The following is a 26684-nucleotide window of genomic DNA, read 5'->3' as shown; positions in this document are numbered from 1 at the left end:
GACTTCAAAAAAATTGCATAAAAAAAGGATTGCTTTTTGGGCAATCCTCTTCGTTGTGTTTAAAATATTATAAAATATATAACAATAGAATTTGCCTAACGAATTTCGTTATGCCACCACCAATTGTTATTTAAGTTTTTAATTATCATGTTTGTATAAAGCAAATATTGACATAGTTTTTTAATATTCCAAAATCTTTCTAAAAATATATGGCTTTCTTTAAAAGAAAAGTACAGTTTAATGATGATTTCGGTTTCGGATCCAATCCCGTTACCAAAAACCAGCGCATGCTTAACCCCGATGGTTCTGCAAATATCGAGCGTACGGGCCTGCCCTGGTTTAAGTTCGATGATACCTACACCCGACTGGTTACCATGAGTTGGCCGCGGTTTTTCTTTGTTATTCTTGTCGCCTACCTCATTGTGAATACCATATTCGCAGTATTATATAATGTGGTTGGAATCGAAAACCTGGAAGGTGCTAAAGGTTTAACACTACGCGATCAGTTTTTTGATGCATTTTTCTTTTCTGCCCAAACCATTTCTACAGTAGGTTATGGTCACATTTCGCCACAGGGTTTTATCACGAGTATCCTGGCGGCATTCGAAAGTATGCTGGGCCTGCTGGCTTTTGCACTAGCTACAGGTTTATTGTACGGCCGTTTCAGCCGACCTACATCTAAGGTAAGTTTTAGTAAAAAAATGGTGATTGCGCCTTATGAGAAAGGCCATGGCTTAATGTGCCGTTTGGTTAACTTAAGACGGAATCAGCTCATCGAGGTAGAGGTACAAATGGTAATGTCGTACAACGAAACGGTTGATGGCAAACAGGTGAGAAGATTTTATCCTTTGGCACTGGAGCGTGATAAAATCGGCATCCTGTCTTTAAACTGGACATTGGTACATCCCATTACAGAAGACAGTCCGTTTTACGAAAAATCGTTAACGGAGTTGCAACAGGCAGAGGTAGAAATTTTTGTGATGCTTAAGGCTTTTGATGATACTTTTTCACAACACATTCATACCAGAACCAGTTATCAGGATGAGGAAATCGAAATGGATGCTAAGTTTGATAAAATGTATTACCATAACGAGGCGGGTAAAATGGTAATGGATTACAGTAAGCTGGATAAGGTTACGCGGACGGTGTAAGTTCCTTCTTTCCTATTTTGAGGGATTTTTTTTTGTTTTTGGAAAGCAGGTTTCAGTGCTAATCGGTTGCGATAGTCCCGCCATACGCTTTATCCCGATGAAGAATCGGGATGCCCGCTACTGTCGGGTTTAGGTGGGTTGGGCTAGTGCATTAACCAGGAACCACCCCGCCTTACAGGCACCCCTCCAAAGGAGGGGAATTCCCCCTCATAGTTTCTATGCGATTTGTATTCCCCTCTTCCAGTGGGGTGTCCGCAGGCGGGCTGTTAATCAACGCCCTATAAAATCCAAAATATCCTGATACAACTGATTTCCACCAAAAATCATCTGGCTAATCATCGGTACATGGCTTTTGCCTTTAATCTCCTTTATTTCTACCGAAACATGGTTAGCTTTAAGCTTTTCGTATAAACTTGGGGTTTGCAATTTAATGGCGCCATAAGTTTTGCTTCCATAAAAAAGTAAGTGCGGGTTTTTAATATTGCTCACATAATCCAACGGCGAAGCTACTTTCCAAACCGCAGGCTGATCGGTAAAGGTTCTGATGAAATCAAAATAAAAATGGTCTTTTTCGGCCGTGGTTAAATATTCGTTCATATCCAGCCCAAAAGGATCGTTCAGGATTACACCTTTAATCGGATTTTTAATTCCAGCTTTGTTAAAATATTTAGGATCAGCATTGATCAATTCGGCCAGGTGAGCTCCCGCCGAATGTCCCATTACAAAAATTTTATCTGCACTTGCTTTATAATCCGTAATATGCGCTTTAACCCATTTTATTGCCAAAGCGCAGTCATCACCCATTTTTTCATATTGAACATTTGGTGCCAATGGGTAATTGATAATGACGGTAACTACACCTTTCCGCGCGAAGTTTCGGCCCAACCACCAATAAGTTTCTTTCTTCCCGCTGCTCCATGAGCCGCCATGAATAAAAACCAGAACAGGTTTATTTTTGATGCTATCGTTTTTATAAAAAATATTCAGCGTATTGGCTTCATCAGCATTGCCCGCGTAATTGATATTTTTTACTTTTTTAACCTGCGCAACAGAAAGTATCGTTTGAAACAAGAGCATCAATAGAACAAGGGGTTTATACATAAAAAAGGTTTATCATTTCAACAGTGAATAAACGAAATTGTTGTAGATGTGGATTTTCATAATTGACTCGTCACCCTGTACCGATTTCACATCGGGATCAAGTGGCTATTTATCCAAGAATGTATTTAGTTGGCTACCAAAATTCAGATATGGTATTATAGGGTAGATCAAATGTTCGTCATTTCGAGTCTAAAGGTATTAGAAAAGGAATCAATATTGATGATACTAAATGTTTTATTCCCAACGGCACAGTCTTGCCTCGGCTCGCCGCCGCCGATGGGCTCTTTCTTTTTGCTGTCAAAAAGAAACAAAAAACACCGGCTGAAAATTTTTCTTTGGAAGCTAGTGGGATGGCTAGACTGGTAGAACCCGAAAAATTTGTTAGGCCGGATTTAAGTAGAACGGGGATGCGATGCTTCGGCCTAGCTGGGTGGAAACCCATACTCGAAATAATTTGTTCATTATTAATGGCTACCTATTTTTATTTCTACCCTACGCCTTAAACTTTACCCCCTAAACGCTAAACCCTAACCGCTACACGCTAACCCCATTTACCCCTACGCCCTAAACCTTCCGCCTTTATACCCTCAACCTCCTACCCTTTTATCAACGGATTCTTTTCTTTCGCAAACAGATCAAAAACTTTTTTATCTACAAAGGCTGGAAAAAGTTTATTCATCCATACCGCCAATTTTCCTTGTCCGGTCATGATTAAGGTACGTTTGCGTTTTTCAATACCATCGGCAATAATGCTGGCTACTTCTTCCGATGTCATCATTTTACCTTCATCCATGCTGGTTTCGCCATGTGCAGCACCATCTTTAGACAAAGCCGTTACACGGATATTCGATGCCGTAAAACCCGGACAGGCCAAAAGTACATTTACACCTGTTTTAAGTAATTCAGTACGCAAAGATTCCATAAAACCGTTCATTGCAAATTTAGAGGCCGAATAACCTGTTCTGCCCGGCAAACCGCGAAAACCTGCAATTGATGATACGCCAACCACAGTACCTTTGGTTTTCAAAATCTCAGGCAAAGCATATTTGGTGCAGTAAACCGTCCCCCAAAAGTTCACATCCATTAGGTTTTTAAGCACCGATAAATCTAAATCGTTAAACAGTGCACGCATCGATAATCCAGCATTATTAACCAGCACATCAATTTTTTGAAACGAAACCAAAGCCTGTTTGATAATCAGTTCGCAATCGGTTTCTTTGCTTACATCAGCCTGAACAGCTACAGCCCTGATATTATATTTTTTCTCCAGATCGGCCGTAATTTCGCAAAGCGTTACATATTGGCGGGCAGCCAAAACCAAATTGGCGCCACGTTTTGCAAATTCTTCGGCACAAGCTTTTCCGATTCCGCTCGATGCGCCAGTAATGATGATTACTTTTTCTTTTAAATTCATTATAGTATCAGGTAGCGAGCATCAAGATTGATCCCGCTTATTAGTTCGTTTTAAAATAGTTTGTTGCTTCGGTAACTTTGTCTGTATTGATGATATCTGCACCTAATTCACGTAATAACTTCCAGCAAGCCTGATTGTCTGGGGCGCCCCAGAAACGAAAGGGTTTACCCAATTGATGTGCATTGTTAATCAGTGCTGCCAATTTAGTTTTATCGGCTTCTGAAATCTCACCGACACCTTTCCATTTAGAATAAGTCGCAAAATTATCGCTGATCATCGCTATTTTCTTCAGGTCTTCCAGGCCGTAGCTAACATGTGGCAAGCCATCAAAAAATAAGTGGGAATATTTGTGAAATGTATTTGTAGCAGGTCGATTGCCACTAATCACCACAATGGTATTTCGCCCTTGTCGGCCAAAGTATTTCTGGTATTTTTTCAGATTTTTCCCTAACAAACGATATGTCGAATCCCAGTCACCTTTTACATCGATCATCAATTGGAAAGTATAATATTCCTTTTCAGCTGATAAGGATTTAATATGCTTTAAATATAATTGTTCTAATGTATGGCCAGCTTTAATTTCTTTTTTACTATGCGCCACCATTAACGAATCGCCAACGACAAAAACATCGGCCTCTATGGAAAAAGCCTTGTTTTGAATCGCTTCGTAAAAAGGTTTTTTGTGGGTATAATCGTTATGGGAATGGATCCTGACAGGCGTTTGATCAAACCAAGCCGCAAAAATAATTACAGATAATAATAAAAAGTGTTTTACCATTATTTCATCATTGCAGTTTCATAAGGCACACGGGTTACAATCGAACGGCCGAGCGTAATTTCATCGGTATATTCCAACTCGCCACCAAAAGCAATACCCCGTGCAATGGTCGTTACCGGAACATTAAATTCTTTTAATCTTTTGTACAGGTAAAATAATGTAGTATCACCTTCCATATTCGGACTAAGGGCTAAAATCACTTCTTTAATCCCCCCTGCTGTCATTCTGCTTACTAATCCATCAATAAACAGATCGGAAGGGCCAACACCATCCATTGGAGAAATTAAGCCCCCCAAAACATGGTAAACCCCAAAATATTGACCGGTATTTTCAATCGCCATCACATCGCGGGTATCTTCTACCACACAAATGGTTTCTTTATCGCGTTTTGGCGATGTACAGATCTCACATACCACATAATCGGAAATGTTATGGCAGGTGCTGCAATGTTTAATCTGCTGCTTAAGTTTTATAAAAGTATTGCCAAACTGGTCTACCTCCTCCTGCTCTTTATTTAAAAGATGTAATACCAAACGTAAAGCTGTTTTTTGCCCTACACCAGGAAGTTTTGAGAATTCGTTTACCGCATCTTCGAGCAGCTTGGATGAAAAATTCATATTACAAAAATAGGTAAAATGGTTCATTGGTTCAATAGTCATTGGTTCATTAGTTCATTCGTCATTGGTTCATTGGTAACTGACAATTGCAAACTGGATACTTGTTCAGTCGTTCATTAGTTCATTGGTAACTGACAATTGCCAACTGGATACTTGTTCAGTCGTTCATTAGTTCATTCGTCATTGGTTCATTGGTAACTGACAATTGCAAACTGGATATTGTTCAGTCGTTCATTAGTTCATGTGTCATTGGTTCATTGGAAACTGACAATTGCCAACTGTATACTTGTTCAGTCGTTCATTAGTTCATTCGTCATTAGTTCATTGGTAACTGACAATTGGCAACTGGATACTCCTTCATTCGTTCATTGGTAACTGACAATTGGCAACTGCAAACCGGATACTGGTTCATTGGTCATTTTACTCCGGACTCCGGACTTCCGACTTCGGACTCAAGAATATTGCTTGATTTGATAGTTTTCTTTACATTTATCACCTTAACACAAAACTATGTCTCCAACCATCCTCTTATGTTTCCTGATCGGTTATTTTTTACTGCTGATTATTATTTCATTCGTAACCTCAAAAAAATCTTCCGATAATTCCACTTTTTTTGTCGCTAACCGAAATTCTAAATGGTATTTAGTGGCCTTTGGCATGATCGGAACGGCACTTTCGGGTGTAACTTTTATTTCGGTACCCGGAGAGGTTGGCGCACCAAGCGGAAACCAGTTTCAATATTTTCAGTTTGTTCTGGGTAATGCAGTTGGTTTTATCATCATCGCCACAGTTTTGCTTCCATTGTACTACCGGATGAACCTAACATCCATTTATAGCTATATCGAAAAGAGATTAGGCCATTATAGCTACAAAACAGCAGCATCCATATTTTTATTGAGCCGCACCCTGGGATCGGCAACAAGATTATATCTCGTTGTGATTGTTTTACAGCGTTTTATATTCGATAATTATGGCGTTCCGTTTTGGTTAACCGTTTTAATTTCGCTGGCCCTGATTTGGTCGTACACCTTTAAAGGCGGATTAAAAACCATTATCATTACCGATACCCTGCAGACTTTTTTCCTGGTGCTTTCGGTTTTCCTGACCATTTATTTTATTTGCAGCAGCCTTAATTTCAATATTCAACAAGCATTCGAAACGATAAAAAGCAGCAGTTATTCGAAAATATTCTTTCTAAACGATTTCCTAACGAATAAGTTCTATTTCAGTAAACAGTTTATTGGCGGTATTTTCGTTACCATTGCCATGACAGGTTTAGATCAGGATTTGATGCAGAAAAACCTGAGCATGGGCACCATTAAAGAGGCGCAGAAAAACATGTTCACTTTTACTGGCGTATTCGTGATTTTAAATGTTTTCTTTTTAAGCGTAGGTGCCTTGTTATACATTTTCGCCGCGAAAAATGGCATCGATATCCCATTGGATCATATTAGCGGAAAACCGAGAACAGATTTATTATTCCCCGAAATTGCCTTAAATAACCTGGGCGCGGTACCCGCAATTATTTTTATGCTGGGCTTAACTGCAGCAACATTTGCCACCACCGACTCTGCCCTTACCGCTTTAACCACATCGTTCTGTGTCGACTTTTTAGGCATGGCCAAAGCAGAAAATGTAAATGCTAAAGATGCTGTAAAAAAACGCCATACCGTTCACGTGGCCTTTTCTATTTTGATGTTCCTGGTCATCATCGTGATCAATGCATTAAACAGTTCATCGGTAGTCAGCTTGATTTTTACCATCGCCTCTTACACCTACGGGCCGCTTTTAGGCCTATACAGTTTTGGATTATTTGTCAAAAAACGTGGTCTTCACGATAAATTAGTCCCAATAGTTTGCTTATTATCACCTTTTTTATGTTACTTGCTTGCCACGTACTCGACCACCTTACTTGGCGGTTACGTTTTTAGTGTTGAACTGATTTTGATTAACGGTTTAATCACATTTATAGGCTTGTTGTTCATTAGCAAAAAGACTGATGCGCAAACCAAATTTTAATATTTAGCATTACTTATATGACGAGTGAAGAAAAAATTAGAAGTGCTTTCGAAAACAAAGACTGGCAGGAAATTAAAGTAACAGACTCCTGGCAAATTTTTAAAATCATGGCCGAATTTGTAGACGGCTTTGAAAAACTGGCTAAAATTGGCCCATGTGTTACCATTTACGGTTCGGCGCGTACAGCCCAAACACACCGGTATTATCAATTAGCAGAGCAGTGCGGCAAATTATTAACCGACAGAGGTTATGGTGTAATTACTGGCGGTGGTCCGGGTATTATGGAGGCGGGTAACAAGGGTGCACATACCAATGGCGGTAAATCGGTAGGTTTAAACATTGAGTTACCATTTGAGCAGTTCCACAATAAATATATCGATCATAATAAATTACTGGAGTTTGATTATTTCTTTGTGCGCAAGGTAATGTTCATGAAATATAGTCAGGGTTTTGTGGTTTTACCAGGTGGATTTGGCACCATGGATGAGTTATTTGAAGCCTTAACCCTGATCCAGACAGGCAAAATCGCCCGTTTCCCGATTGTATTGGTTGGTATTGATTATTGGGGCGGATTAATTGACTGGATTAAAGGCACTATGCTTCAAAAAGAACATAACATCCACGAAGAAGATTTGAATCTTTTCAGATTGGTAGATACCGCTGAAGAAGCCGCAGAACATATTTTCCGTTTCTATGATAAATATGTACTTAAACCGAATTTTTAGACTGGTTCATTGGTCATTGGTTCATTAGTTCATTGGTCATTGGTTCATTAGTAGGGTTAACTGCTTAATTGTCTAAATCGGTTAACTGAAGATTGCAAATTGTAAACTGTTTAATCGGTTAACTGAAGACTGCAAATTGTAAACTGCCTAATTGGTTAACTGAAAACTGCAAATTGTAAACTGTTTAATCGGTTAACTGAATACTGCAAATTGTAAACTGCTTACTCGTTTAACTGAAAACTGCAAATTGAAAACTGCCAACTAAAAAAGTGCTTATCAACAATAAGCACTTTTTTTATTTGTAACAACTCACGAAAACTGCCATCTAAAGTAAAACGTATCTAAGATGTCGAAATTTATCAGCTGGAAAAACAATTGGCTTAGTGGAAACTTTCAACTCTTTGCAGATGGTGTACAGAAAGGCGTAATCACTTTTGCAACTTGGAAAAGCGATGCAGAAAGCATGTTCGAAGATAAAAACTACTTCTTTTCGAACGAGGGCTTTTGGCAATCGCGCACGCAGGTAATCGACAGAAAAACAAATGAAACGGTAGCCATGATTACTTACGACACCTGGAAATCAAAAGCGGTAATCAGCTTAAAGTCAGGCGAGCAGTACGAATGGAAATCGACAAATTTATGGCGTTCGAAGTGGACGGTAAGCAATTACAAAGATGAGCACATTATGTATAGCGCCAGCAGCAGCAGCGGTGCATTATCGTCTGATACCGACAATGAATTATTAATTATAGCAGGCTTATTTATTAAGCAGATTTATAACAAACAGGCAATTGTGCTTATTGCATGCTTCATGCCAATCATTACGATATCAACACTTCGTGATTAGTAACTTATTAAATCCTTTTGTGAGATGGAACAGGTATTAAATTGGAGAAAAGGTTTATTTGATAGCAATTATCAGGTATATAACAATGCACAATTAAAATTTGCGTTAAATTTTAGTTCGTGGAAAAATTCGGCAATAGCCACTACTCAAACCGGTATTTACTTATTAAAAAGTGAAGGGTTCTCTAAACCTGAAACTAAATTACTGAACAACCAGAATGAGGTTTTAGCTATAATTACCTACGATTGGCTTCGTTTTAAAGCAAAAATTTTATTTGCCTCCGGCGATACTTTTGACTGGAGCTTTCAAAACAGCTGGTTAAGTCGCTGGTCGTTAAATAACCATCAGGATAAACAGATCCTGTTTAATGCTTCAACCGGAAATGGGTTGGTACATACCAATGTAGATGATGATATGCTTATTTTATGCGGGCTTTTTATCAGGGAATATTATTCGAGGCTTCTGGTTGGTTTTATTATTTTTATGTTCATTCTGTTTAGCTTTAAGAATATTTTTTAGACTAATCTAGTCTTAGCATCTCGCTAAGACATTAGAAAACACTAAAACAACATTACAGCATTATTTTATGTTGTAGCAAGATGCAACGACTAGTGTCATTTTTCGAAGTCCATTTTCAAACGCGATCGTCATGCTGAATTTATTTCAGCATCTACCCTGCAATATAGACCCTGAAATAAATTCAGGGTGACGTACCTCGATAGCGACTTCTTAGGTTAACCCAAAATCTCTTTTATCTTTTCGGTTGGTCTGGCGATAACCGCCTGCTCTCCTGAGACAATAATTGGTCGTTCAATTAAAATCGGATGCGCGACCATAACATCAATCCATTCTTCATCGGTTAAAGTTTTTCCTTTATAATTTTCAGTAAAAACCTTTTCCCCTTTACGGATCAGTTCCAGTGGTTTTATGCCCAGTTTACGAATAATTTCTTCCAGTTCACTTTTACCGGGTGGGGTTTCCAAATAATAAATCACCTCAAAAGCCTTTCCACTGTTTTCTAATTCGGCCAAAGCACAACGGCTTTTGGTGCATCGGTTATTATGGTATATCGTGATCATTTAGAAATGTTTAAAGTCCGCTTACGCCGCCGCTTACCACCAGTTTCATGGCATCTGCTGCTGTCATTTGCAAATCAGTTACCTTATCTCTTCTTACAATGCAAAGCTGACCTGCAAAAGAATAAGAAAGTGGAAAATATACGGCAACTTCATCCGGGAGATTGAGTTTATGCAGATCGTTTTGGGTTAAAAATCCGATTTTTTTTAGGCCACCCTCCACTTCTACCAGCACCGGGTGGTTAAATTTCTTCTCATCGCCAACAAAAGCCTCTGTTAAATCTTTTATAGATGAATAGATAAAATTAAGCAAGGGTAGCCGCTGCATAATCCGCTGAAACCAATTGTACATGGGTTCGGTTACCAAATTGGTTACAAAGATACCAGCAAGTAAAATGATCGTTAAAACCGTCAATAAACCTAAACCAGGGATATTCCGGCTTTCGCCTGTATTTGGATTTACGCCTAAAATATTGTTTACATTTAACCAGCTATCAACAGTTGTAACCGCCCAAACCACAATAAAAATACTTACGGCAATGGGCACAACAATTAATAAACCTTTAATCAAATAGTTTAAAATAGCTTTCCCGACTTTATTCATGGTGCAAACTTAGGAAAAATATGGCTAAATGGTTAGGATTGTTATATTGTTTAATGGCTAGATTATTACCAATCTTTTAGCTTTGAGCCCAACAATATATCAATTAAATAATTTAGCACTTTTCTTACTCATAGAAATAAACCCTTTTAACCCTTTGCGAGATATTGGTTAAAATTTCATAGGGAATGGTGCCGATATCTTTGGCCAGCTGCATAATGGTGTGCGCTTTATTAAAAACAATAGCTTCATCACCAGGTTTAACATCAATACCTGTAATATCTAACATGGTCATGTCCATGCAGATTGAACCAATGGTGGGCACCAAGTGGCCGTTAATAAGCATTTTACCCACTCCGTTACCAAAATATCGGGTGTATCCGTCTGCATAGCCTATTTTTACCGTCGCTATTTTCCCTCCATTTGGCATTACACCCTTCCTGCTATAACCCACAGTTTCGCCTGGAGCCAGCGTCTTCACCTGGGTAACCGTTGTCTTAAGTGTCATTACGGTCTGTAAACCCCGGTTATTAGCCAATGCAGAGTCAAAACCATACAAACCTATCCCCAGGCGTACCATATCCATTTGGCCTTCGGGCCAACGCGAAATGCCCGAAGTATTGGAGATATGAAGCAGCGGTTTATAACTTAAAGCTTCAAGCAGCTGATTCGCGATGATTTTAAACCTTTCAATCTGTTGTTGTGTAAATCCATCATGTTCTGCAGCATCACTTGCCACCAGGTGAGAAAAAATACTTTGAACTTTTACCCTCGCCGAATCTTTAAGCAGATTAGACAAGGTATCAATTTCAGGCTGATCAAAGCCCAAACGATGCATTCCACTATCTATTTTAATGTGGATCGGATAATCGAAATCATAATCAGACAGTGCATTTAAAAAACTATTCAGGATTTCGATACTATAAATTTCGGGCTCGAGTTTATGTTTAATGATGGCTTCGAAAGCAGATTCCTCAGGACTCATCACCATAATGGGCAAGGTGATACCCGCTTTACGCAAGGCAATACCTTCATCGGCATAAGCTACTGCCAGATAATCTACCTTGTGAAACTGCAATAAATTGGCAATTTCGAAACTTCCGCTCCCATACGAAAAGGCCTTAACCATGGCCATCATTTTAACGCCAGGTTTGATTTTAGACCGATAAAACTGCAGATTACTCACCATGGCATTCAGATCGATTTCTAAAACCGTATCGTGTATTTTCTGGGTAAGGAGTTTACTGATCCGGCCAAACTCGAACCGCCTGGCTCCTTTTACCAATATGGTTTCGTGGTTAAACTGTAAACCAGGGAAAGCATCGATAAAAGCATTCGTATCGTCGAAAAACTGCGTCTCAAATTTAAAAAGATCAGCATACTTCGAAATATGAGTTCCAATTCCAATCAGCCGGTTTACTTTCTTCTGCAAAAGTAATTCGGCTATTTCTGTATATAAATCCAGGTCATCTCTCCCTGTTTCAAATAGTTCGGAAAGGATAACGGTTTTCTTTGCATGCTGATTCTGCTGATTTAAAAAATCGAGGGCAATGGCTAAAGAAGAAATATCGGCGCTGTAAGAATCGTCAATAATAGAACATTGATTGATACCATTTTTCAGTTCCAAACGCATGCTTACATGGCTCAGTTTTTCCAAACGTAAATCGGCTTGCTCTGGCGTATAACCCAAAGCCAGTAAGGTTGCCCAGCAGATCATTCCATTTTCTATCGAAGCTTTATCTTTAAAAGGCAAAATGCATTCGATTTCTCTGTTTTGATAAATGGCCCGTAAATAACAGTTTCCTTCAATGGGTTCAACCGCAATAATCTGAAGATCTGCCGCTTGTTTACTGCTCCAGCTGAATTGTTTTCTACCAGGAAGTTCTTTTGCACTGATTTCGCTTACATATTCCGGCGAATAAATAAACAGTTCAGATGCTGCAAAAAGTTTCAGTTTCTCGGTTAGTTTTTCCTTTTTGGAGCTGAATCCTTCGGCATGAGCTTCACCAATATTGGTTAGTATTCCGATTTCAGGGTGGATAATTTCAGCTAAACGCTGCATTTCGTTAACCGCAGAAATACCAGCTTCAAAAATGCCCAGGGTATGATCAGCCTCAATCTGCCATACTGAAAGCGGCACACCTATCTGTGAATTATAACTTTTCGGACTTTTAACGATATTAAAGTCGGTTGCCAAAAGTTGATATAACCATTCTTTAACAATCGTTTTTCCATTACTCCCCGTGATGCCAATTGTTTTTAGGTCAAATTGGTTCCGGTGTTCAATCGCAAGCTTTTGAAGCGCTGCCAAAGCATCGTCTACCAGTAAAAAATTGCAGTCGGGATATTCGTTAATGTATTTCCCTTCAGTAATGACAAAATTCCTGATTTCCTTGGTGTAGGCATCTTTAATAAATTCATGTCCGTCACGATGCGAAGAAAGGGCAAAAAACACAGAATTTTCAGGCACCAAAACCGAACGGCTATCGATCACCAGATATTGAATAATCACCTGTTCATCAACTAATTTGGTATCGGCATTTAAAATTTCGGCTATTTTGGCAATGGTGTATATTGGATTTTGCATGCTTTATATTTCAGAAAAATACGGTAATCGCTATTATTTTTACGAATTTCAGTAAATAATTATGAAAAGCGGTAAACAAGAGGCAGTATTATTAGATAAAAAACAAGCGCTGGTAAAAGCGGAGCATTTTTGTGTTTACCAGGAGCGTTCGCAAAAGGAAGTACGGTATAAACTGGTAGAATGGGGAATGCGTGGTGATGAATTGGAAGAGATTTTAAGCGAACTGATATTGAATAATTTTTTGAATGAAGAAAGGTTTGCTAAAAGTTATGCTTCGGGCAAATTTAACATCAAACATTGGGGACGTGTAAAAATTAAACAGGGTTTGAAATTAAAGGGCGTGCCCGATAAAATTTTGCAAAAGGCAATTTACAGCATCGATGATGATGATTATTTACAGACCATCGAAAAATTAGCTTCAAAAAAAGCAGCAAGTTTGAATGAAAATGATCCGTTTAAAAGAAAAAACAAGCTGATGAGCTACCTTCAGGCAAAAGGTTTTGAAACTGATTTAATTTTACTTGTACTGAAAGCCAGCAATTTAAATTAAATATTAAATTTTTAACAAGAAATCTCTTGACAGAAATATAAATCTGCCTATATTTGCATCACCAAAACGAAACAACAACATCAGTTTTGTTCATGCGAAAGTAGCTCAGTTGGTAGAGCACGACCTTGCCAAGGTCGGGGTCGCGAGTTCGAATCTCGTCTTTCGCTCCAAAATGCCTTCCTACCAGAAGGCATTTATTTTAAAGTTAACCAAGCCGATGGAGATCGGTAGCGGCTAATGCTCGGGTGGTGGAACTGGTAGACACGCAGGACTTAAAATCCTGTGCTTTCAAAGGCGTGCGGGTTCGATTCCCGCCCCGAGTACACAAAAAAATCGAACAAAAACCTTTCAGAAATGAAAGGTTTTTTTGTTTACTGAATAAGCTCAGTTATTTGAATTAATGGATTAAATAGCATTATAGAAAATAAAGGATTCCTTTCTCTTCGGATCTAATTTTATTTCATTGATTTTGAAGCACTAAGCATTTTATTCGAAAAATTTATTTTATTTTTTTGATTTGGAAAGTTTAATTTCTATATTTGCAACCCCAAAGGAATACAACAAGTATTCATTTTGCGAAAGTAGCTCAGTTGGTAGAGCACGACCTTGCCAAGGTCGGGGTCGCGAGTTCGAATCTCGTCTTTCGCTCTAAATGCCTTCCTCACAGAAGGCATTTATTTTAAAGTTAACCTACCGAAGGATTTCGGAACAGGCTAATGCTCGGGTGGTGGAACTGGTAGACACGCAGGACTTAAAATCCTGTGCTTTCAAAGGCGTGCGGGTTCGATTCCCGCCCCGAGTACACATAAAAAATCGAACAAAAAAAGCCATCAGCAATGATGGCTTTTTTTGTTTAACAACTAATTCAATTCTTATTTACCTTCCTCAAAAATGCTTATAAATCCTTGCAAAGCGGGTGTAAGTGGTAAATCTTTACGATAAACAAAAAGGGTAGTCATTAATCCAAGTTCATGCGGAAGGGCAAAAGTTTTGATATTTTTACCACTATAAAAGGTGGAGATAATTTCTTTAGGCAAAAAACTAAAGCCAATACCTGATTCAATAAAATTAACTACACCTTCTATCGAATTCATAACCGTTTTATGATATTGATCAATCCCCTTGCTCACCAGCCACGATTCGAGCCTGGCCCTGAATACACAGCCCTGATCGAACACTATCGTTTTTATCGGTTTCTTATTCAATAAATCGTCAAGGGTTTTGCAGTCGCCCGGCGCAACCACAACAATTTCTTCTTCTTTGATTTTGATCTGATGCAATTCCTGAACATCTATTGGAGCTGGCACAAATGCCGCATCGAGCCTATAATTTATTACATCATTTAAAAGGGTCGGGCGCATGGCCGATTTAAATTCTAGCTCAACAAAAGGAAATTTAGCCGCAAGTTCGTTAACCAGCTCCGGTCCCTTAATCGTCATCATCGTCTCCAAAAAGCCAATTTTGATCTGCCCTCTAACCAAATCACTTTTACCAATAGCCCTCTTTGCTTCGCTAATGATGTGGTTAAGCTGCTTGCTGTACTGCATCAATGTTTCACCTGCAGCTGTTAGCGCTACCTTTCTCGATGTTCTGGTAAACAATGGCGCGCCGAATTCTTCTTCCAGATTTTTGATACGGGCAGTAACGTTCGACTGTACTGTAAACATGGCTTCAGCAGCCCTGGTAAAACTACCATGATGGGCAACGGCTTCGAACAAATTTAAATCATTGGTATTCATAAATCACAAATTATGATAATTAATATCTTAATAAATCATTTTTAATAATCAAATATCGTTGATAGTTTTGAGGAAAAGAAACAAAAAATGAAAAAATTAATTTGGTCAGCATTAATAATGGGTGTTCTATTTGGAAAATCAAACCTCATAGCACAATCTATTTCAACAACAAGCAAGTCTGCTTCAGAAACAGCAAATGTTCATTATCGCCGCGTAAGTATAAATGGTTTGAATGTATTTTATCGGGAAGCAGGTCCGCTGGGCGCCCCAACGGTGTTATTACTTCACGGTTTCCCCAGCTCATCGCATATGTTTCGTAATCTCATCCCCATCCTGAGCAAAAAGTATCATGTTATTGCACCCGATCTGCCAGGTTTTGGTTATAGCGATCTACCTGAGCGCACTACATTTGATTACACTTTTGATAATCTGGCTAAAACCATGCAGACGTTTGTAGATGAATTAAAACTTAAACGATTCGCTATATATGTTTTTGACTATGGTGCACCGACCGGATATCGTCTCGCACGGGCAAATCCCGAAAAAATTACGGGTATTATTTCACAAAATGGCAATGCCTATGTAGAAGGGCTTAGTGAAGGCTGGAACCCGATCCAACGTTACTGGAAAAACGACACTCAAGCAAACAGAGCGGCATTAAGAGACTTTCTAACTCTTGAAGCAACTCAATCACAATATTTGACAGGGGTGGATGATCCTTCGGTTATTGCACCGGAATCTTACACATTAGATCAGTATTTTCTCGATCGCCCGGGTGTGGCCGAAATTCAGCTTGATCTTTTTAAGGATTATAAAAATAATGTGGCCTTATATCCTAAATTTCAGGAATATTTTAGAACATACAAGCCAAAAATACTAGCTGTTTGGGGCAATAAAGATCCTTTCTTTTTACCTGCTGGTGCAGAAGCCTATAAAAAAGACCAACCCGATGCAAAGGTGAAATTTTACAATACCGGCCATTTCGCTTTAGAATCGCATGTTGTTGAAATTGGAGATGAAATCCTTAAATTTCTGGCAACTTTACCTAAATAAGCAGAAAAGCAAACATAAATAAATTGGATTTAAGTGTTATCTATCAATAGATTTTAGAACAATGGAACAAAAACCACCGCTACCACCATTTACCCATGAAACTGCAGTACAGAAAGTACAAATGGCCGAAGATGCCTGGAACTCACGCGATCCCGAGCGGGTATGTATGGCCTACACCATCAATACAGAATGGCGCAACCGAAGCGAATTTATTAATGGCCGGGAAGAGGTAAAAGCCTTTTTATCGGGCAAATGGGAAAAGGAACTGGATTATAAGCTCAAAAAGAAATTATGGTCGTTCACTGAAAACCGCATAGCAGTACGATTTGAATACGAATGGCATAACGAGGCTGGCCAGTGGTACCGCAGCTATGGCAATGAGTTATGGGAGTTTGACGAAAATGGCTTAATGCAGAAACGTTATGCCAGTATAAATGATATGCAAATTGCTGAACAGGATCGACACTTGTAAAAATTGAAGTTTGAATCAACACAAAAGCCGTCAGCAATGATGGCTTTTGTGTTTTATTTAGTAACCCATTTCCTGTAATAATTGTGCACAATACCATTCCTGTCTTGGCAAATGAAATGGCCCTTTAAACAGGTTGCCTTTCGCTGTCTGCGCTACCGTACCATCGCGATGCAGGTAACCAAACCATTCTCCATGTTCCTGATCATGAAATTTATCGTAAGCGTAATCATGAACCATTTTATGCCAGCGCGCATATTTTTCATCACCGGTTAAGGTATAAGCCAATAATGTGGCAATAATCGTTTCGTTTTGTGGCCACCAGAATTTCATATCCTGCCAATACTCCTGAACAGGTTTGTTGTACACATCTTTAAAGTATAAAATCCCACCATATTCTTTGTCCCAGCCACGCGCCCACATATAATCGAGCATTTTACAGCCCAGTTTAATTAATTCGCGATCGTTATTGCGGTATTTTGCTTCGTGTAAGATAAACCAGGCGCCTTCTATGGCATGACCAGGATTTAATGTTCTTCCATCGATATGATCGATTATGGAGCCATCTGGTGCGACCTGTTCCATCACACATTGGATATCATCTTTCACAAAATCGTTTTTGATTTCTTCAATCCAGGTCGAAATCCATTCATCACAACGCGGATCGCCAATGGTTTCCCTCAACTGCTGGGCGGTATTCATCATAATCATGGGCACACCTATCCCTTTTGCCGGACGCGTTCCTGTAAATTTTGCGGGCAATAATCCTGGCGTAGTGGCGTATTCGATACATTTCCCAAACAGATATCTTGCTTTTTCAGCCGCAGCTTCATCACCGCTGGCTTTTGCATAGGCTGCATTGGCAATCACCGCGAAAGTTTCAGAGAAATAATAGCGCCTTTTGCGGATCGGCTGCCCCTCACGGGTTACATGAAAAAACATCTGTCCGTCGGTATCAAAACAATGGTTATTTAAAAAATCTATTCCAGATTTTGCGCCATCAAGCCACGCTTGTTTCGGCTCAATGGTATTACAAAGGGTAGATAACAACCATGCAGCGCGCCCTTGAATCCATACCGCTTTATCATCATCGATTAAACTTCCGTCACGATCGCACATCAACAGATAACCGCCGTGTTCCTGATCAACCGATCTTGGAAACCAAAAAGGAACGGTATTATTTAACAACTGGTTTTTATAAAATGCAGCAAGTTTTTGCAATTCTTGGGTCGTATAACTCATATGGATTTAATTGATGGAAATGGAAAATGTGGAAGCCGGCAGTTTGGCTTCGTTAATTAAATTAGCCCTGGTAAAAGCTTGCCAGGCATATAAAACCTGCTTGATTTTGAGTTGAGCAGGAACAATTAAATGCACCTGGTTATTAATGATAGTCGCTCTAACGGGAAGATGATTTCCTTTATCATCCGCTACTTCAAAACCTTTTAAAACCGGACCATTGCCCGACAGCAGCTTTTTGGCATGGCTAAAGTTGATCATGATGGTATTTCCCTTACGTAAAGCTTTCACTGCAACAGGGCCACTAGCTGAAATATTTTGATGGTAAGTATTTTTTAAGGCGAGTAAAGCCAGGCGCTCGCCGATCTCTTTTTTATGTGAAGGATGAACATTAAGCGAATCGCCCAGATCAGAGCTCACGGCCATGCCTGAATTGGGAATAACAGCCTGCAGTTTTCGTTGTGCATCCCTAAAAAAGGGCCAGGAAGGACGATCGATAGAAGACAGCTGAACACTATAAAAAGGAAAGTTATCATTCCATTTTTCACGCCAGCTTTTAACCAATAAGGGAAATTCGTGATTATAAAGCTCAACATTATGCGCATTGCTCTCCCCCTGGTACCAAATCACACCTTTTATTGGAAAGCTGATTAAATTAGAAATCCCGGCTTCATAATTATAGGCTGGTTCGTAAGGGTGCCGTTGTTTCGGGTTCAATGCATTTTTGAGGTTTACATCTGCCCTGCCCCTTACCCAATCCTGGATAAAATCCGATTTCCGCCAGTTAGCCAACAAATCAACCAGCAAATTATCATGTTCTAATGTTTTTCGATCCATCCACGATTCGAGTGTTGAACCGCCAACGGCCATTTGAATGAGCCCAATTGGGATTTGCGTATTTGAGACAACTTTTTCTCCAAAATAATAAGCAACGGCTGAAAAATTGCCGACCGTATTTTCGTCGGGCTTAGCCCAGGTTCCAGCGAAATAATTGAGTTCATTTACCTGCTTTAATATTTTTTCATCCCAGGCAACGTTATCTGTTTCGGCCAGTAGATTATACTTCAATAATCTAACCGGAAGATTTTTGTTTAGCCGGCTTAAGGTAGCCTGAGCGGTAGCTGATGATTTTAACGGAAAGGCCATATTCGATTGTCCTGAACACAACCACACATCGCCAATCATCACATCATTTAACCAAACAGCATGTTGATTTGACTTAACTTTAAGCAGGTATGGCCCACCAAATTTCATCGGTTTAAAAAACACTTTCCATTGGCCATTTCGATCGGTTATTGTTCGCCGGGTAATGTGGTTAAACTGGACTTCAATCCAATCACCGGCATTGGCCGTTCCATAAATTGGGATCGGCCGATCGCGCTGCAAAACCATATGGTCAGCAAATAGTGTATTTAATTTAAAGCCTCCAAAATTTCCGGTAATATGTCCATATACCGTTTTCGCAATAATACCCGCGCCATTAACATCAGGATGGAGATTATCGGCAAAAAGCTCCGGGCGGTTATTTAAAGCATTATTGAGGTCGATCAGTTCAAATTGATTTACTTTTGCAACCTGTTCTATTTTATCCTGAGCCTGCCTATACCAAACGCGTGTTCCTGACTTAAATCTTGGATGGCCGCTAAAAATCGGACTTAGTTTGCAGCAATAAATTTTAAGCTTTGGGTTTCCTTTTTTCAGGCTATCGATCAGCCATTGGTAATCAGCCTGAAAATCGCCTTTATAATTTGGCCAGTTACGGGGATCGGTATCATTTAAACCGAGATGAATAATGGCAATATCCGCCCGAAAGTTTAATGCATCGTTAAATTCTTTGGTCTTAAAGTAAGGATTATGGCCTTTTTTTAACAAGGTAGCTCCGCTATGGCCGAAATTACCGACCAGATATTGATCGCCCAAAAGCTGTTGCAATTGCGCCGGATAAGATTCTTGTTTTGGATTAGGCAATAAATAACCCGCCGTTAGGGAATTCCCGATACAGGCAATTTTTATTTTTTGCGCATAAGTATTGCTGCTGATCAAAAAGATCAGTCCTGTTATTAACCCGAAAAAAGCTTTCATAAGGTCTATTTTACGATTTCACTCACCGGAATACGCACAAAATATAAATCTTTCAAGCCTTCGTAGAAAAAGCCAATGGTCTGGTCATCAATCTTCGTTAATGAGGAATAACCATAAAACTTTCGATCATCTACCAAGAGTTCATTTTTCTTATTCCAGCTTTCCCCTAAATCTAAACTTGCCTTTATGGTTAAATTGTACCGGTTGGCTTGCGTATTATCGTTCCCAAAAAACACCACTTCTTTTTCCTTGCCTTTTACCATCACCCTGGCTTTAATGAAACTGGCCATGCAAACCGGATCAGGCAGCGCATTGTACGAAGTATGGTGTTCTACCCAGGTTTTACCCATATCAGCCGTTGTGGCTACACTTCTAAAGCTGCCGCGGTTATCGCGCATATTCAGCATTAAAATACCTGGTGTGGTTTCTATAATCTGGCTTTCGGTTGTGTTAGGCTTAGGGCCGTCTTCTGTTTTCCAGCTTAGGCCATGATCAGCACTATATACCAGTGTAGAATGTGGCATGGCATTTTCATCCCAATACTGCGCGGCAAAAACCAGTTTACCATCGGCCATGGCCATACCACTACCCGGACCATTAAAAAACAGATTCCAGGCCGGATCTTTAACATTTTTGGTAATGCTTTTCGGTGCCGACCAGGTTAATCCATCATCATCGCTACTCACCAGCACCAACTGTCCGGTGACATCTTCTGACAAACCCGGCTTTGATCCGGCTATTGATCTGTTTCCTTTACTCCACAATGCGGCTACCCATATTTTTTTGGTAACAGGATCAAAAAGAACCGCCGGATCACCTACCCCATTATTTTCGTTCGGTTCGCCCATATCCATAATTACTTTCATGGGTTCCCAGCTTTTACCGCCATCGGTACTTCTACTCATGCCCACGTCGATATTTCCGGGTAAATCCCCTGAGTTTTTATAACGGATATCGTAAACGGTAATCAACGAACCTTTGTCTGTTGTAGCAATTCCCGGAATCCGAAAGGTATTAATGCCATTTTCGCCAGCCTTTTTTACTGCTATCCCCAATCTTTTAACAAAACCTTGCCCCTCTTCCTTAACGGTATATTTTTTAGCATTGGTGTCTTCCATCTGATTCACATGAAATTCAATTTTCGAATCGATATCGCCCAAATCTTTCAGTTTAGCACTAAACCAAATGTAATGCATACCCGGTTTGAGCTTAATGTTCACCTCAAAACCCATATTTACACCTATTGGATTAACGGTAGTTAGTTTATTTTTTGCTGAAAAAAGCGGTTCCTGATCGGTAAAATAAACATCAATCTTTTCAACGGACTGCAGTCCAGCGGGATTGAGCTTGGCCGCTATTTTTTTAAACGTAATTTCTTTTTCACCAGCCGGGATATAAATCAATACCCGCAAAATTGGATTTGAATCCATCCCTTTTAAAACAGGAACTACCGGTGAAGAGGCGGTAATGCTTAACCCTTTCAATGGGAAAGCCTGTAAGGTAAATGTGGTAAGCATGAGCAGCAAATTCAAAACTGCCCCTATTTTAATAAGTTTCATATTTTTTTCTGTTGATTTAAGCATCTTCAAAGTCGTTAAATTTTGGACGCAGGAAATAAAGTTGAATCATTAAGGCAATAAAAACAATGATAGAAAGCATGGCAAAATCTTTACCCAGACTACCTGAATCGGTCGATTTGCCCAATAAATCGGTAATGAAAGCCCCGGCAAAAACACCGGTCATATTCATCACCCCGTATGCTGTGGCCCTATATTTTGAGGAAACAAACTGACAAAGGATCGGCATATTGTTGGCATCGAACATGCCATAACCGAAACCAAAGCAAAAAGCGGCTCCAATGATATTGAACAAAGAGTGGCCAAAACCAATAAGCAATAGTGAAGGAATGGTTAAACCCAGACCAATGGCACTGGTGTAAATACGCCCTTTGATATTTTTCTGCACCCACCTATCGGATAAAATACCTCCGAAAATCACCCCTAAAAATGAGGATGCCGCAATCGTAATGGTCGATATGGGTCCGGCTTGTGCCATATCGATACCTAAATTATTAGCAAATAAAGTAGGAAGCCAGTTTTTGGTGGCCCACCCAGGCAAACTGGGAATGGCAAAATAGATGAGAATTACCCAAAAAGAAATATTGCTGAATAAAAGCGCCAGTCCTTTAAAAAGCGGCTGTTTAATCCGGATCGTTTCGGTACCCCGTATTTCAGTATGTTTTTTCTCTCTTAAAAAGAACATCAGGATCAATGCATATACAATACCCACAAAACCGAAAGAATGAAAGGTAGCTTGCCATGAGAATTTTGAAGCTATAGTTGCACCAAAACCACCTAAAGCCTGCCCCATGTAAAGCCCGGTCATGTGTATACCAATGGCGACAGATCGTGTTTTAGAACTGTGATAATCGGCAATGAGCGATAATCCCGCAGGAATATAAAGTGCTTCACTAACGCCCATTAATGCCCTTAACCAATAAATCTGATTAAACGTAGTGGCGTAACCCATTAAAAAGGTAACCAACGACCAAACCATTAAACTACCAACAATTAACCACTTACGATTCAATTTATCGGCAATAATTCCTGAAACAGGACTCATTAAACCATATATCCACAAAAAAATAGCCATCAGATAGCCGAAATTTGTAGCCGATTTTAGCTCAGCAATATCCATCTGCATGGCAGGTTTCATGGTCGAAAGCATTTGACGGTCCATGTAATTCAACAAGGCTACAAACCAAAGCAGTCCCACTACTACCCATGCGTATCTTTTCTCTCTCATTTGTTTGGTTTTAATTTCCCCATTAAAATATTGGGCGTTCTTACCCCCGCTTTAATTTCACCACCTGGGATAATCGCCTCCTGACCTAAAAGCACGGCATTAGTGGTCACTGTACCATAAGGCAATAAACCTTTTAGGCTGAGCCAGGTATTCTGTTTTAGATCATATTTCAGCACCGACTTACTAAAACCCGGGTGATTAGACTGAAGTTTAATTTTCTGTTGATTCAATCTTTCTTTTTTTACAGGATCTTTCTCCCGATCTATCCCGGCAATTAGTTTTTCCGCCTGATGAAAGGTTTCGCCCTGATCTCCGCTAAAAATGAAAAGATCTTGCGCGTTTGCAACACCCGAGGCGGCAGATAAAGCATAAGGTAATGATGCTTTTATGGCCCAGGTCTGCTTGTCGACATGATAGGAAAATACATTTTTATAGAGCGTGCTGGTATCGCCCTGGTTTCTTTTTCTACCCCCGATGAGGAAAATCTCCCGGCTATTTTCAGGATGCAGCAATACCGTATGTGAAACGGGATGAGGAAGATTGATCATTTTTTTCCATCCATCTTGTGGTTTTGTTAAATTCAAGGATAAAAATTGATCTGTTGCTCCATTTTCTACTTCACCTCCAGTGAGGTAAACAACATCTCCTACTGCGGTTAGCGCGCCATTGCTTAGTCCATTTGGTAAATCGGGAAGAAAGCTGATCTGCAATTCATTTGCTTTCCAATTCAGGATCAATACTTTTTTGCTCAGTCCGTTTTCATTTTCACCGCCAGCAACAACAATACCATGTGGAGTACTACAAACTGCACTGTATGCCAGGTTAAAAGGTAATTTTAAGTCTTTCTTAGCGGGCATTAAACGCAGGTTATCGTTGGTTTTTCGATACAGAAAAACATCATCGTAGTATTTCTTTTTGCCACCGTTCCAGGGCATTTCATTAGGAAAATTTGTTCCTCCTGCAATAAGCAACATGTTTTGACTGTTACCTGAAATCGCACCAGCTAAACCCATAGCGGTTGTTTGTTCAGGAGCAGGTGGTATTTTGGCGGCTATATTCCAGCCTATATTTTTAACATAGTGGTGCTGAGCCGATAATTCTGGTGATATGATAGATGTAAGCAAGAAAGTAAGGTATAAGATGATCTTTTTCATGAATACTAAATAGGGATTAAATAAAGATAACCATTGCTTAATGATAATTGAATGCAATGCAGTTAAGCTTTAAACCTTTTCAGTTTTATTTAGCCCGGCTGTTGATTTAAAACCTTCAAAGTCTAAACTTTCAACATCCTTTTTGAAGCGTTCGAATGCGGCTGCATCCATATTTTTAACGGGTAACCTGAATTCGCCACAGTCTAAACCGATCATTTTCATATAAGCTTTACCTGTTGCAATTCCACCATATTTACCCAATAAGCGAATAAAATCAATTGATTTCTGCTGCAAGGCCACGGCGGTTTTCAGGTCGTTTTGCTCAAAAGCTTCAATTAACCGGTTGTATAAAGGCGTCAAATAGTTAAATGTACTGCCAACGGCGCCTTTTGAACCTAAAACCAATGCAGAAAGCATATTTTCATCACGTCCCCAAAGCATATCGTATTTATTACTTTTGAAACTCATGCAGGAAAGAAAGTCCATAAAATCCTCATGAGTATATTTTACGCCTGCGAAATTTTCAATTTTACCGTCAACCGCTTCCAATAAATCGATCATATTGAGGTTTGCTCCGGTTAATACCGGAATGTGGTAATAATAAAAAGGCATTTCGGGCACTTCTGCAGCAATTTCGGCACACATTTCGGCTAAAACCCCAACATTTGAAGGCTTGAAATAAGAAGGTGCGGTAAAGGAAACACCATATAAACCGATTTCGGCTGCATGTTTTGCCAATACTTTACAATCGGCCAGACAGGTACCACCCAGCAAAGTCATTACCTTAAAATCCTGATCATTTTTGGTGGCTGTTGCCCAGGCCTCGGCAACTTCCATTTTTTCTTCACGGCTAAGTGAAACCCCTTCTCCTGTTGAACCACAGATAAAGGCTCCTGTAACACCGTTTGACTTAAGAAACTGGTAATATGCTGGTATGATTGATAAATTTAATTTTCCCGATGGATCAAACGGCGTGAATGGCGCAGCGATTAATCCTTGTAAATGTTCGTGTTTCATTTGTATTGTTGATAATGGCTTTGATGTAATTTGATAGCAGATAACTATCGGAAGGCATTTATCCCGATAGTTATCTGGTGTTATTATGTCCCTTTATATCCAGGGTTTTGATCGCCTTTTAAAGTTTCATCCTGGTTCAGGGTCGATAAATCAATCGGCCACAAAATTTTGTGGTTTTGTCCGGCAACGTTATCTAAAACTCCAACCAGTGGCAAATCTTTACGAAAAACCAGTGGATTACCTGAAGCATCCTGCATTCTGCGTAAATCGTACCAACGTTTACCTTCAGCCACAAATTCTTTGGTTCGTTCCATAAATATGGCCAATTCATTTTGCTCAAAGCTACCGTTAACAAATACTGGCGCAACGCCTGGTGCGTATGCGCGGTTGCGGACGATCATTATTTCTGCCGCAGGGCTTTGGCCTTGTTTGTTTTTCACTTCAGCCAGCATTAAATAGGCTTCTGCCAGGCGATATACCGGAAAATCATCAGAGTAGTTACGCGCGCCCTCTACTACCACACCAGGGAATTTACGCAAATTAGTGGCATGAATGGTTCCTTTATTGAAATTCAAAAATGTAGCATTTGCACGTTTATCGTCAACATCAAATAAATTGTACAATTCTATTTTGTATTCGTATCGAATGATTGTTCCACCGCCATTTACCTGTAACGGGTCGGCAGGAATAGCCACACCTTTATCATCTACATAACCGCTTAAAGGATCGGTGATGGCGTAAATGAACTGGGAATAACTATTAGTTGCTTCACCAAATTGATTTCTCATGGCAAATATCATTTCGTTATTACCTTTACTCGCAGCAATACTTGCCGATTTAAAAACGTTACCAAAATCGGGCAATAAACTATATTTCGAAATTACATCTTCCAAAGCTGTTCTGGCCGTAGCTAAATCTGCTACAGTTGTTGCAGGCACCGCATTATCAATTTTAACCTTGGCCGACCATAGGTACACCTCGGCTTTCAACATCTGTGTGGCGCCAAGCGACCATTGTGCTTTTTGAAATTTTGTAGTGTAATTGGTTCCAAAGCTCGATGCCGATTTATCGATATCAGCTTTAATGAAATCAAGCGTTTCTTTTTCCGTTTTTGCCCTCGGAAGGTACATTTCCTGAGCCGATTTTGGATTTTTGATCAATAAGGTTGGCTCCATGGCTAAGGGTATCCGGCCAAAAGTGCGAAACAAATGAAAGTAATAAAATGCCCTTATTCCGTAAGCCTGACCTAAATAATAAGCCTTATCAGTAGAGGAAAGGTAATTCGCCTGTTCTACCTGATAAATGAAATTATTCACATCAAAAATTGGACGATAAAAGCCCGACCAGCCGGTTATGCCAGTGCTCGATTCGCGGATATCCTGATTGATTACATTTGCAGAATTCAGCGATGCTGTACCTGTAAAGCTGGTTCCGGTTCTTAAAGTCCCGCCACGCATTTCGCCCAGTGTGAATATAGTAAATTGGAAACCTCTCAATTGACTATGAAGACCAACCATCCCCCCCTCTACCTGGGCCGGACTTTTCCAGAAACTTTCGCTTGCAAAATAATCCTCAGGGGTGAGTTGTAATTTTTTACACGCACTGAAAGCGGTGCTTAATATGATTAAGGCAAAGCCTATTAGTATCTTTTTCATTGCAG

At 39.7% G+C, this 26684-nt stretch carries 23 protein-coding genes and 4 tRNA genes; 12 read left to right on the top strand and 15 right to left on the bottom strand.

The annotated features are described in order from the left end of the window. The first annotated feature begins 209 nt into the window (after nucleotides 1-209). Nucleotides 210-1151 carry an ion channel gene (locus tag AC04QZ_RS19210; RefSeq protein ID WP_478359067.1) on the top strand — a complete coding sequence of 314 codons (942 nt, stop codon included), beginning with the start codon at nucleotides 210-212 and terminating at the stop codon, nucleotides 1149-1151. A gap of 270 nt (nucleotides 1152-1421) precedes the next feature. Here AC04QZ_RS19210 and AC04QZ_RS19205 read toward each other — a convergent pair whose 3' ends face one another. The 4 genes from AC04QZ_RS19205 to recR form a co-directional block, all read right to left on the bottom strand. Continuing rightward, nucleotides 1422-2252: an alpha/beta hydrolase gene (locus AC04QZ_RS19205; RefSeq protein ID WP_478359066.1), complete on the bottom strand. Its 831-nt coding sequence runs from the start codon at nucleotides 2250-2252 to the stop codon at nucleotides 1422-1424. A 595-nt stretch (nucleotides 2253-2847) separates the two neighbouring features. Continuing rightward, nucleotides 2848-3666, bottom strand: a complete 819-nt coding sequence (locus tag AC04QZ_RS19200) for an SDR family oxidoreductase (protein WP_086545518.1) — start codon at nucleotides 3664-3666, stop codon at nucleotides 2848-2850. A gap of 40 nt (nucleotides 3667-3706) precedes the next feature. After that, entirely contained in the window at nucleotides 3707-4444 is a 738-nt protein-coding gene (locus AC04QZ_RS19195) for a PI-PLC domain-containing protein (RefSeq protein WP_478359065.1), read from the bottom strand. Beyond that, entirely contained in the window at nucleotides 4444-5061 is a 618-nt protein-coding gene (gene recR, locus AC04QZ_RS19190) for a recombination mediator RecR (protein WP_478359064.1), read from the bottom strand. The genes AC04QZ_RS19195 and recR overlap by 1 nt, the downstream gene beginning before the upstream one ends. A gap of 510 nt (nucleotides 5062-5571) precedes the next feature. Between recR and AC04QZ_RS19185 the strand changes: the two genes are divergently transcribed. The 4 genes from AC04QZ_RS19185 (at nucleotide 5572) to AC04QZ_RS19170 (ending at nucleotide 9171) form a co-directional block, all read left to right on the top strand. Beyond that, complete coding sequence (locus tag AC04QZ_RS19185; protein ID WP_478359063.1) at nucleotides 5572-7080, top strand: sodium:solute symporter; 1509 nt, start codon at nucleotides 5572-5574, stop codon at nucleotides 7078-7080. Between the two features lie 17 nt (nucleotides 7081-7097). Further along, on the top strand, nucleotides 7098-7805 hold the full coding sequence (locus AC04QZ_RS19180; protein WP_086545514.1) for an LOG family protein: 708 nt from the start codon (nucleotides 7098-7100) through the stop codon (nucleotides 7803-7805). A 346-nt stretch (nucleotides 7806-8151) separates the two neighbouring features. Beyond that, nucleotides 8152-8652, top strand: coding sequence for a hypothetical protein (locus AC04QZ_RS19175; protein WP_478359062.1), 501 nt, complete (start codon nucleotides 8152-8154; stop codon nucleotides 8650-8652). A 24-nt stretch (nucleotides 8653-8676) separates the two neighbouring features. Continuing rightward, the gene (locus tag AC04QZ_RS19170; protein ID WP_086545512.1) at nucleotides 8677-9171 is read left to right on the top strand and encodes a hypothetical protein; all 495 of its coding nucleotides are present in this window, start codon (nucleotides 8677-8679) and stop codon (nucleotides 9169-9171) included. A gap of 215 nt (nucleotides 9172-9386) precedes the next feature. Here the strand turns inward: AC04QZ_RS19170 and arsC are convergent, their stop codons facing one another. From arsC to AC04QZ_RS19155, 3 genes are all read right to left on the bottom strand, one after another. Continuing rightward, entirely contained in the window at nucleotides 9387-9731 is a 345-nt protein-coding gene (gene arsC / locus AC04QZ_RS19165; protein WP_478359061.1) for an arsenate reductase (glutaredoxin), read from the bottom strand. A gap of 10 nt (nucleotides 9732-9741) precedes the next feature. After that, a complete protein-coding gene (locus AC04QZ_RS19160; protein WP_478359060.1) occupies nucleotides 9742-10332 on the bottom strand; it encodes a DUF502 domain-containing protein in 591 nt (196 codons plus the stop codon). 124 nt (nucleotides 10333-10456) lie between these two features. Continuing rightward, nucleotides 10457-12916: a bifunctional UDP-N-acetylmuramoyl-tripeptide:D-alanyl-D-alanine ligase/alanine racemase gene (locus AC04QZ_RS19155; RefSeq protein ID WP_478359059.1), complete on the bottom strand. Its 2460-nt coding sequence runs from the start codon at nucleotides 12914-12916 to the stop codon at nucleotides 10457-10459. Nucleotides 12917-12977: 61 nt separating this feature from the next. On the opposite strand from AC04QZ_RS19155, the gene AC04QZ_RS19150 reads away from it, so the two are divergent. From AC04QZ_RS19150 to AC04QZ_RS19130, 5 genes are all read left to right on the top strand, one after another. Then, nucleotides 12978-13466 carry a regulatory protein RecX gene (locus AC04QZ_RS19150; protein ID WP_086545508.1) on the top strand — a complete coding sequence of 163 codons (489 nt, stop codon included), beginning with the start codon at nucleotides 12978-12980 and terminating at the stop codon, nucleotides 13464-13466. A gap of 94 nt (nucleotides 13467-13560) precedes the next feature. After that, nucleotides 13561-13636: transfer RNA gene (locus AC04QZ_RS19145), tRNA-Gly, on the top strand. A 69-nt stretch (nucleotides 13637-13705) separates the two neighbouring features. Next, a tRNA-Leu gene (locus tag AC04QZ_RS19140) sits at nucleotides 13706-13789 on the top strand. A 252-nt stretch (nucleotides 13790-14041) separates the two neighbouring features. Further along, nucleotides 14042-14114: transfer RNA gene (locus tag AC04QZ_RS19135), tRNA-Gly, on the top strand. A gap of 70 nt (nucleotides 14115-14184) precedes the next feature. Beyond that, nucleotides 14185-14268 (top strand) — tRNA-Leu (locus tag AC04QZ_RS19130). A gap of 70 nt (nucleotides 14269-14338) precedes the next feature. Here AC04QZ_RS19130 and AC04QZ_RS19125 read toward each other — a convergent pair. Next, nucleotides 14339-15205 (bottom strand): LysR family transcriptional regulator, encoded by an 867-nt coding sequence (locus AC04QZ_RS19125; RefSeq protein WP_478359058.1) that lies wholly within the window; start codon nucleotides 15203-15205, stop codon nucleotides 14339-14341. Nucleotides 15206-15292: 87 nt separating this feature from the next. Between AC04QZ_RS19125 and AC04QZ_RS19120 the strand changes: the two genes are divergently transcribed. Together AC04QZ_RS19120 and AC04QZ_RS19115 are read left to right on the top strand one after the other, a co-directional pair. Then, nucleotides 15293-16258: an alpha/beta fold hydrolase gene (locus AC04QZ_RS19120; RefSeq protein WP_478359057.1), complete on the top strand. Its 966-nt coding sequence runs from the start codon at nucleotides 15293-15295 to the stop codon at nucleotides 16256-16258. Between the two features lie 61 nt (nucleotides 16259-16319). Continuing rightward, nucleotides 16320-16730 carry a nuclear transport factor 2 family protein gene (locus AC04QZ_RS19115; RefSeq protein WP_478359056.1) on the top strand — a complete coding sequence of 137 codons (411 nt, stop codon included), beginning with the start codon at nucleotides 16320-16322 and terminating at the stop codon, nucleotides 16728-16730. Nucleotides 16731-16787: 57 nt separating this feature from the next. Here AC04QZ_RS19115 and AC04QZ_RS19110 read toward each other — a convergent pair whose 3' ends face one another. From AC04QZ_RS19110 to AC04QZ_RS19080, 7 genes are all read right to left on the bottom strand, one after another. Next, nucleotides 16788-17969, bottom strand: coding sequence for an AGE family epimerase/isomerase (locus AC04QZ_RS19110; RefSeq protein WP_478359055.1), 1182 nt, complete (start codon nucleotides 17967-17969; stop codon nucleotides 16788-16790). A gap of 6 nt (nucleotides 17970-17975) precedes the next feature. After that, nucleotides 17976-20048 carry a GDSL-type esterase/lipase family protein gene (locus AC04QZ_RS19105; RefSeq protein WP_478359054.1) on the bottom strand — a complete coding sequence of 691 codons (2073 nt, stop codon included), beginning with the start codon at nucleotides 20046-20048 and terminating at the stop codon, nucleotides 17976-17978. Between the two features lie 5 nt (nucleotides 20049-20053). After that, nucleotides 20054-21607: an exo-alpha-sialidase gene (locus AC04QZ_RS19100; RefSeq protein WP_478359053.1), complete on the bottom strand. Its 1554-nt coding sequence runs from the start codon at nucleotides 21605-21607 to the stop codon at nucleotides 20054-20056. A 16-nt stretch (nucleotides 21608-21623) separates the two neighbouring features. Further along, nucleotides 21624-22853, bottom strand: coding sequence for an MFS transporter (locus tag AC04QZ_RS19095; protein ID WP_478359052.1), 1230 nt, complete (start codon nucleotides 22851-22853; stop codon nucleotides 21624-21626). Continuing rightward, nucleotides 22850-24007 (bottom strand): hypothetical protein, encoded by a 1158-nt coding sequence (locus tag AC04QZ_RS19090; RefSeq protein WP_478359051.1) that lies wholly within the window; start codon nucleotides 24005-24007, stop codon nucleotides 22850-22852. The genes AC04QZ_RS19095 and AC04QZ_RS19090 overlap by 4 nt, the downstream gene beginning before the upstream one ends. A 69-nt stretch (nucleotides 24008-24076) precedes the next feature. Then, on the bottom strand, nucleotides 24077-25024 hold the full coding sequence (locus tag AC04QZ_RS19085; protein WP_478359050.1) for a dihydrodipicolinate synthase family protein: 948 nt from the start codon (nucleotides 25022-25024) through the stop codon (nucleotides 24077-24079). A gap of 83 nt (nucleotides 25025-25107) precedes the next feature. Next, a complete protein-coding gene (locus tag AC04QZ_RS19080; RefSeq protein WP_478359049.1) occupies nucleotides 25108-26679 on the bottom strand; it encodes a RagB/SusD family nutrient uptake outer membrane protein in 1572 nt (523 codons plus the stop codon). Between the last annotated feature and the right edge of the window lie 5 nt (nucleotides 26680-26684).

The sequence above is a fragment of the Pedobacter folensis genome, assembly GCF_056490665.1.
The sequence above is the reverse complement of the archived record's forward strand: the minus strand, read 5'-3'. Positions and strand labels throughout refer to the sequence as shown.

Bases quoted from the DNA above. Each gene is read 5' to 3' on its own strand.
- AC04QZ_RS19175 (WP_478359062.1), top strand. From the start codon at position 8,152: ATGTCGAAATTTATCAGCTGGAAAAACAATTGGCTTAGTGGAAACTTT.
- AC04QZ_RS19115 (WP_478359056.1), top strand. From the start codon at position 16,320: ATGGAACAAAAACCACCGCTACCACCATTTACCCATGAAACTGCAGTA.
- AC04QZ_RS19095 (WP_478359052.1), bottom strand. From the start codon at position 22,853: ATGAGAGAGAAAAGATACGCATGGGTAGTAGTGGGACTGCTTTGGTTT.
- arsC (WP_478359061.1), bottom strand. From the start codon at position 9,731: ATGATCACGATATACCATAATAACCGATGCACCAAAAGCCGTTGTGCT.
- AC04QZ_RS19155 (WP_478359059.1), bottom strand. From the start codon at position 12,916: ATGCAAAATCCAATATACACCATTGCCAAAATAGCCGAAATTTTAAAT.
- AC04QZ_RS19080 (WP_478359049.1), bottom strand. From the start codon at position 26,679: ATGAAAAAGATACTAATAGGCTTTGCCTTAATCATATTAAGCACCGCT.
- AC04QZ_RS19150 (WP_086545508.1), top strand. From the start codon at position 12,978: ATGAAAAGCGGTAAACAAGAGGCAGTATTATTAGATAAAAAACAAGCG.
- AC04QZ_RS19205 (WP_478359066.1), bottom strand. From the start codon at position 2,252: ATGTATAAACCCCTTGTTCTATTGATGCTCTTGTTTCAAACGATACTT.
- AC04QZ_RS19105 (WP_478359054.1), bottom strand. From the start codon at position 20,048: ATGAAAGCTTTTTTCGGGTTAATAACAGGACTGATCTTTTTGATCAGC.
- AC04QZ_RS19090 (WP_478359051.1), bottom strand. From the start codon at position 24,007: ATGAAAAAGATCATCTTATACCTTACTTTCTTGCTTACATCTATCATA.
- AC04QZ_RS19125 (WP_478359058.1), bottom strand. From the start codon at position 15,205: ATGAATACCAATGATTTAAATTTGTTCGAAGCCGTTGCCCATCATGGT.
- AC04QZ_RS19195 (WP_478359065.1), bottom strand. From the start codon at position 4,444: ATGGTAAAACACTTTTTATTATTATCTGTAATTATTTTTGCGGCTTGG.
- AC04QZ_RS19160 (WP_478359060.1), bottom strand. From the start codon at position 10,332: ATGAATAAAGTCGGGAAAGCTATTTTAAACTATTTGATTAAAGGTTTA.
- AC04QZ_RS19100 (WP_478359053.1), bottom strand. From the start codon at position 21,607: ATGAAACTTATTAAAATAGGGGCAGTTTTGAATTTGCTGCTCATGCTT.
- recR (WP_478359064.1), bottom strand. From the start codon at position 5,061: ATGAATTTTTCATCCAAGCTGCTCGAAGATGCGGTAAACGAATTCTCA.
- AC04QZ_RS19180 (WP_086545514.1), top strand. From the start codon at position 7,098: ATGACGAGTGAAGAAAAAATTAGAAGTGCTTTCGAAAACAAAGACTGG.
- AC04QZ_RS19085 (WP_478359050.1), bottom strand. From the start codon at position 25,024: ATGAAACACGAACATTTACAAGGATTAATCGCTGCGCCATTCACGCCG.
- AC04QZ_RS19210 (WP_478359067.1), top strand. From the start codon at position 210: ATGGCTTTCTTTAAAAGAAAAGTACAGTTTAATGATGATTTCGGTTTC.
- AC04QZ_RS19185 (WP_478359063.1), top strand. From the start codon at position 5,572: ATGTCTCCAACCATCCTCTTATGTTTCCTGATCGGTTATTTTTTACTG.
- AC04QZ_RS19110 (WP_478359055.1), bottom strand. From the start codon at position 17,969: ATGAGTTATACGACCCAAGAATTGCAAAAACTTGCTGCATTTTATAAA.
- AC04QZ_RS19200 (WP_086545518.1), bottom strand. From the start codon at position 3,666: ATGAATTTAAAAGAAAAAGTAATCATCATTACTGGCGCATCGAGCGGA.
- AC04QZ_RS19170 (WP_086545512.1), top strand. From the start codon at position 8,677: ATGGAACAGGTATTAAATTGGAGAAAAGGTTTATTTGATAGCAATTAT.
- AC04QZ_RS19120 (WP_478359057.1), top strand. From the start codon at position 15,293: ATGAAAAAATTAATTTGGTCAGCATTAATAATGGGTGTTCTATTTGGA.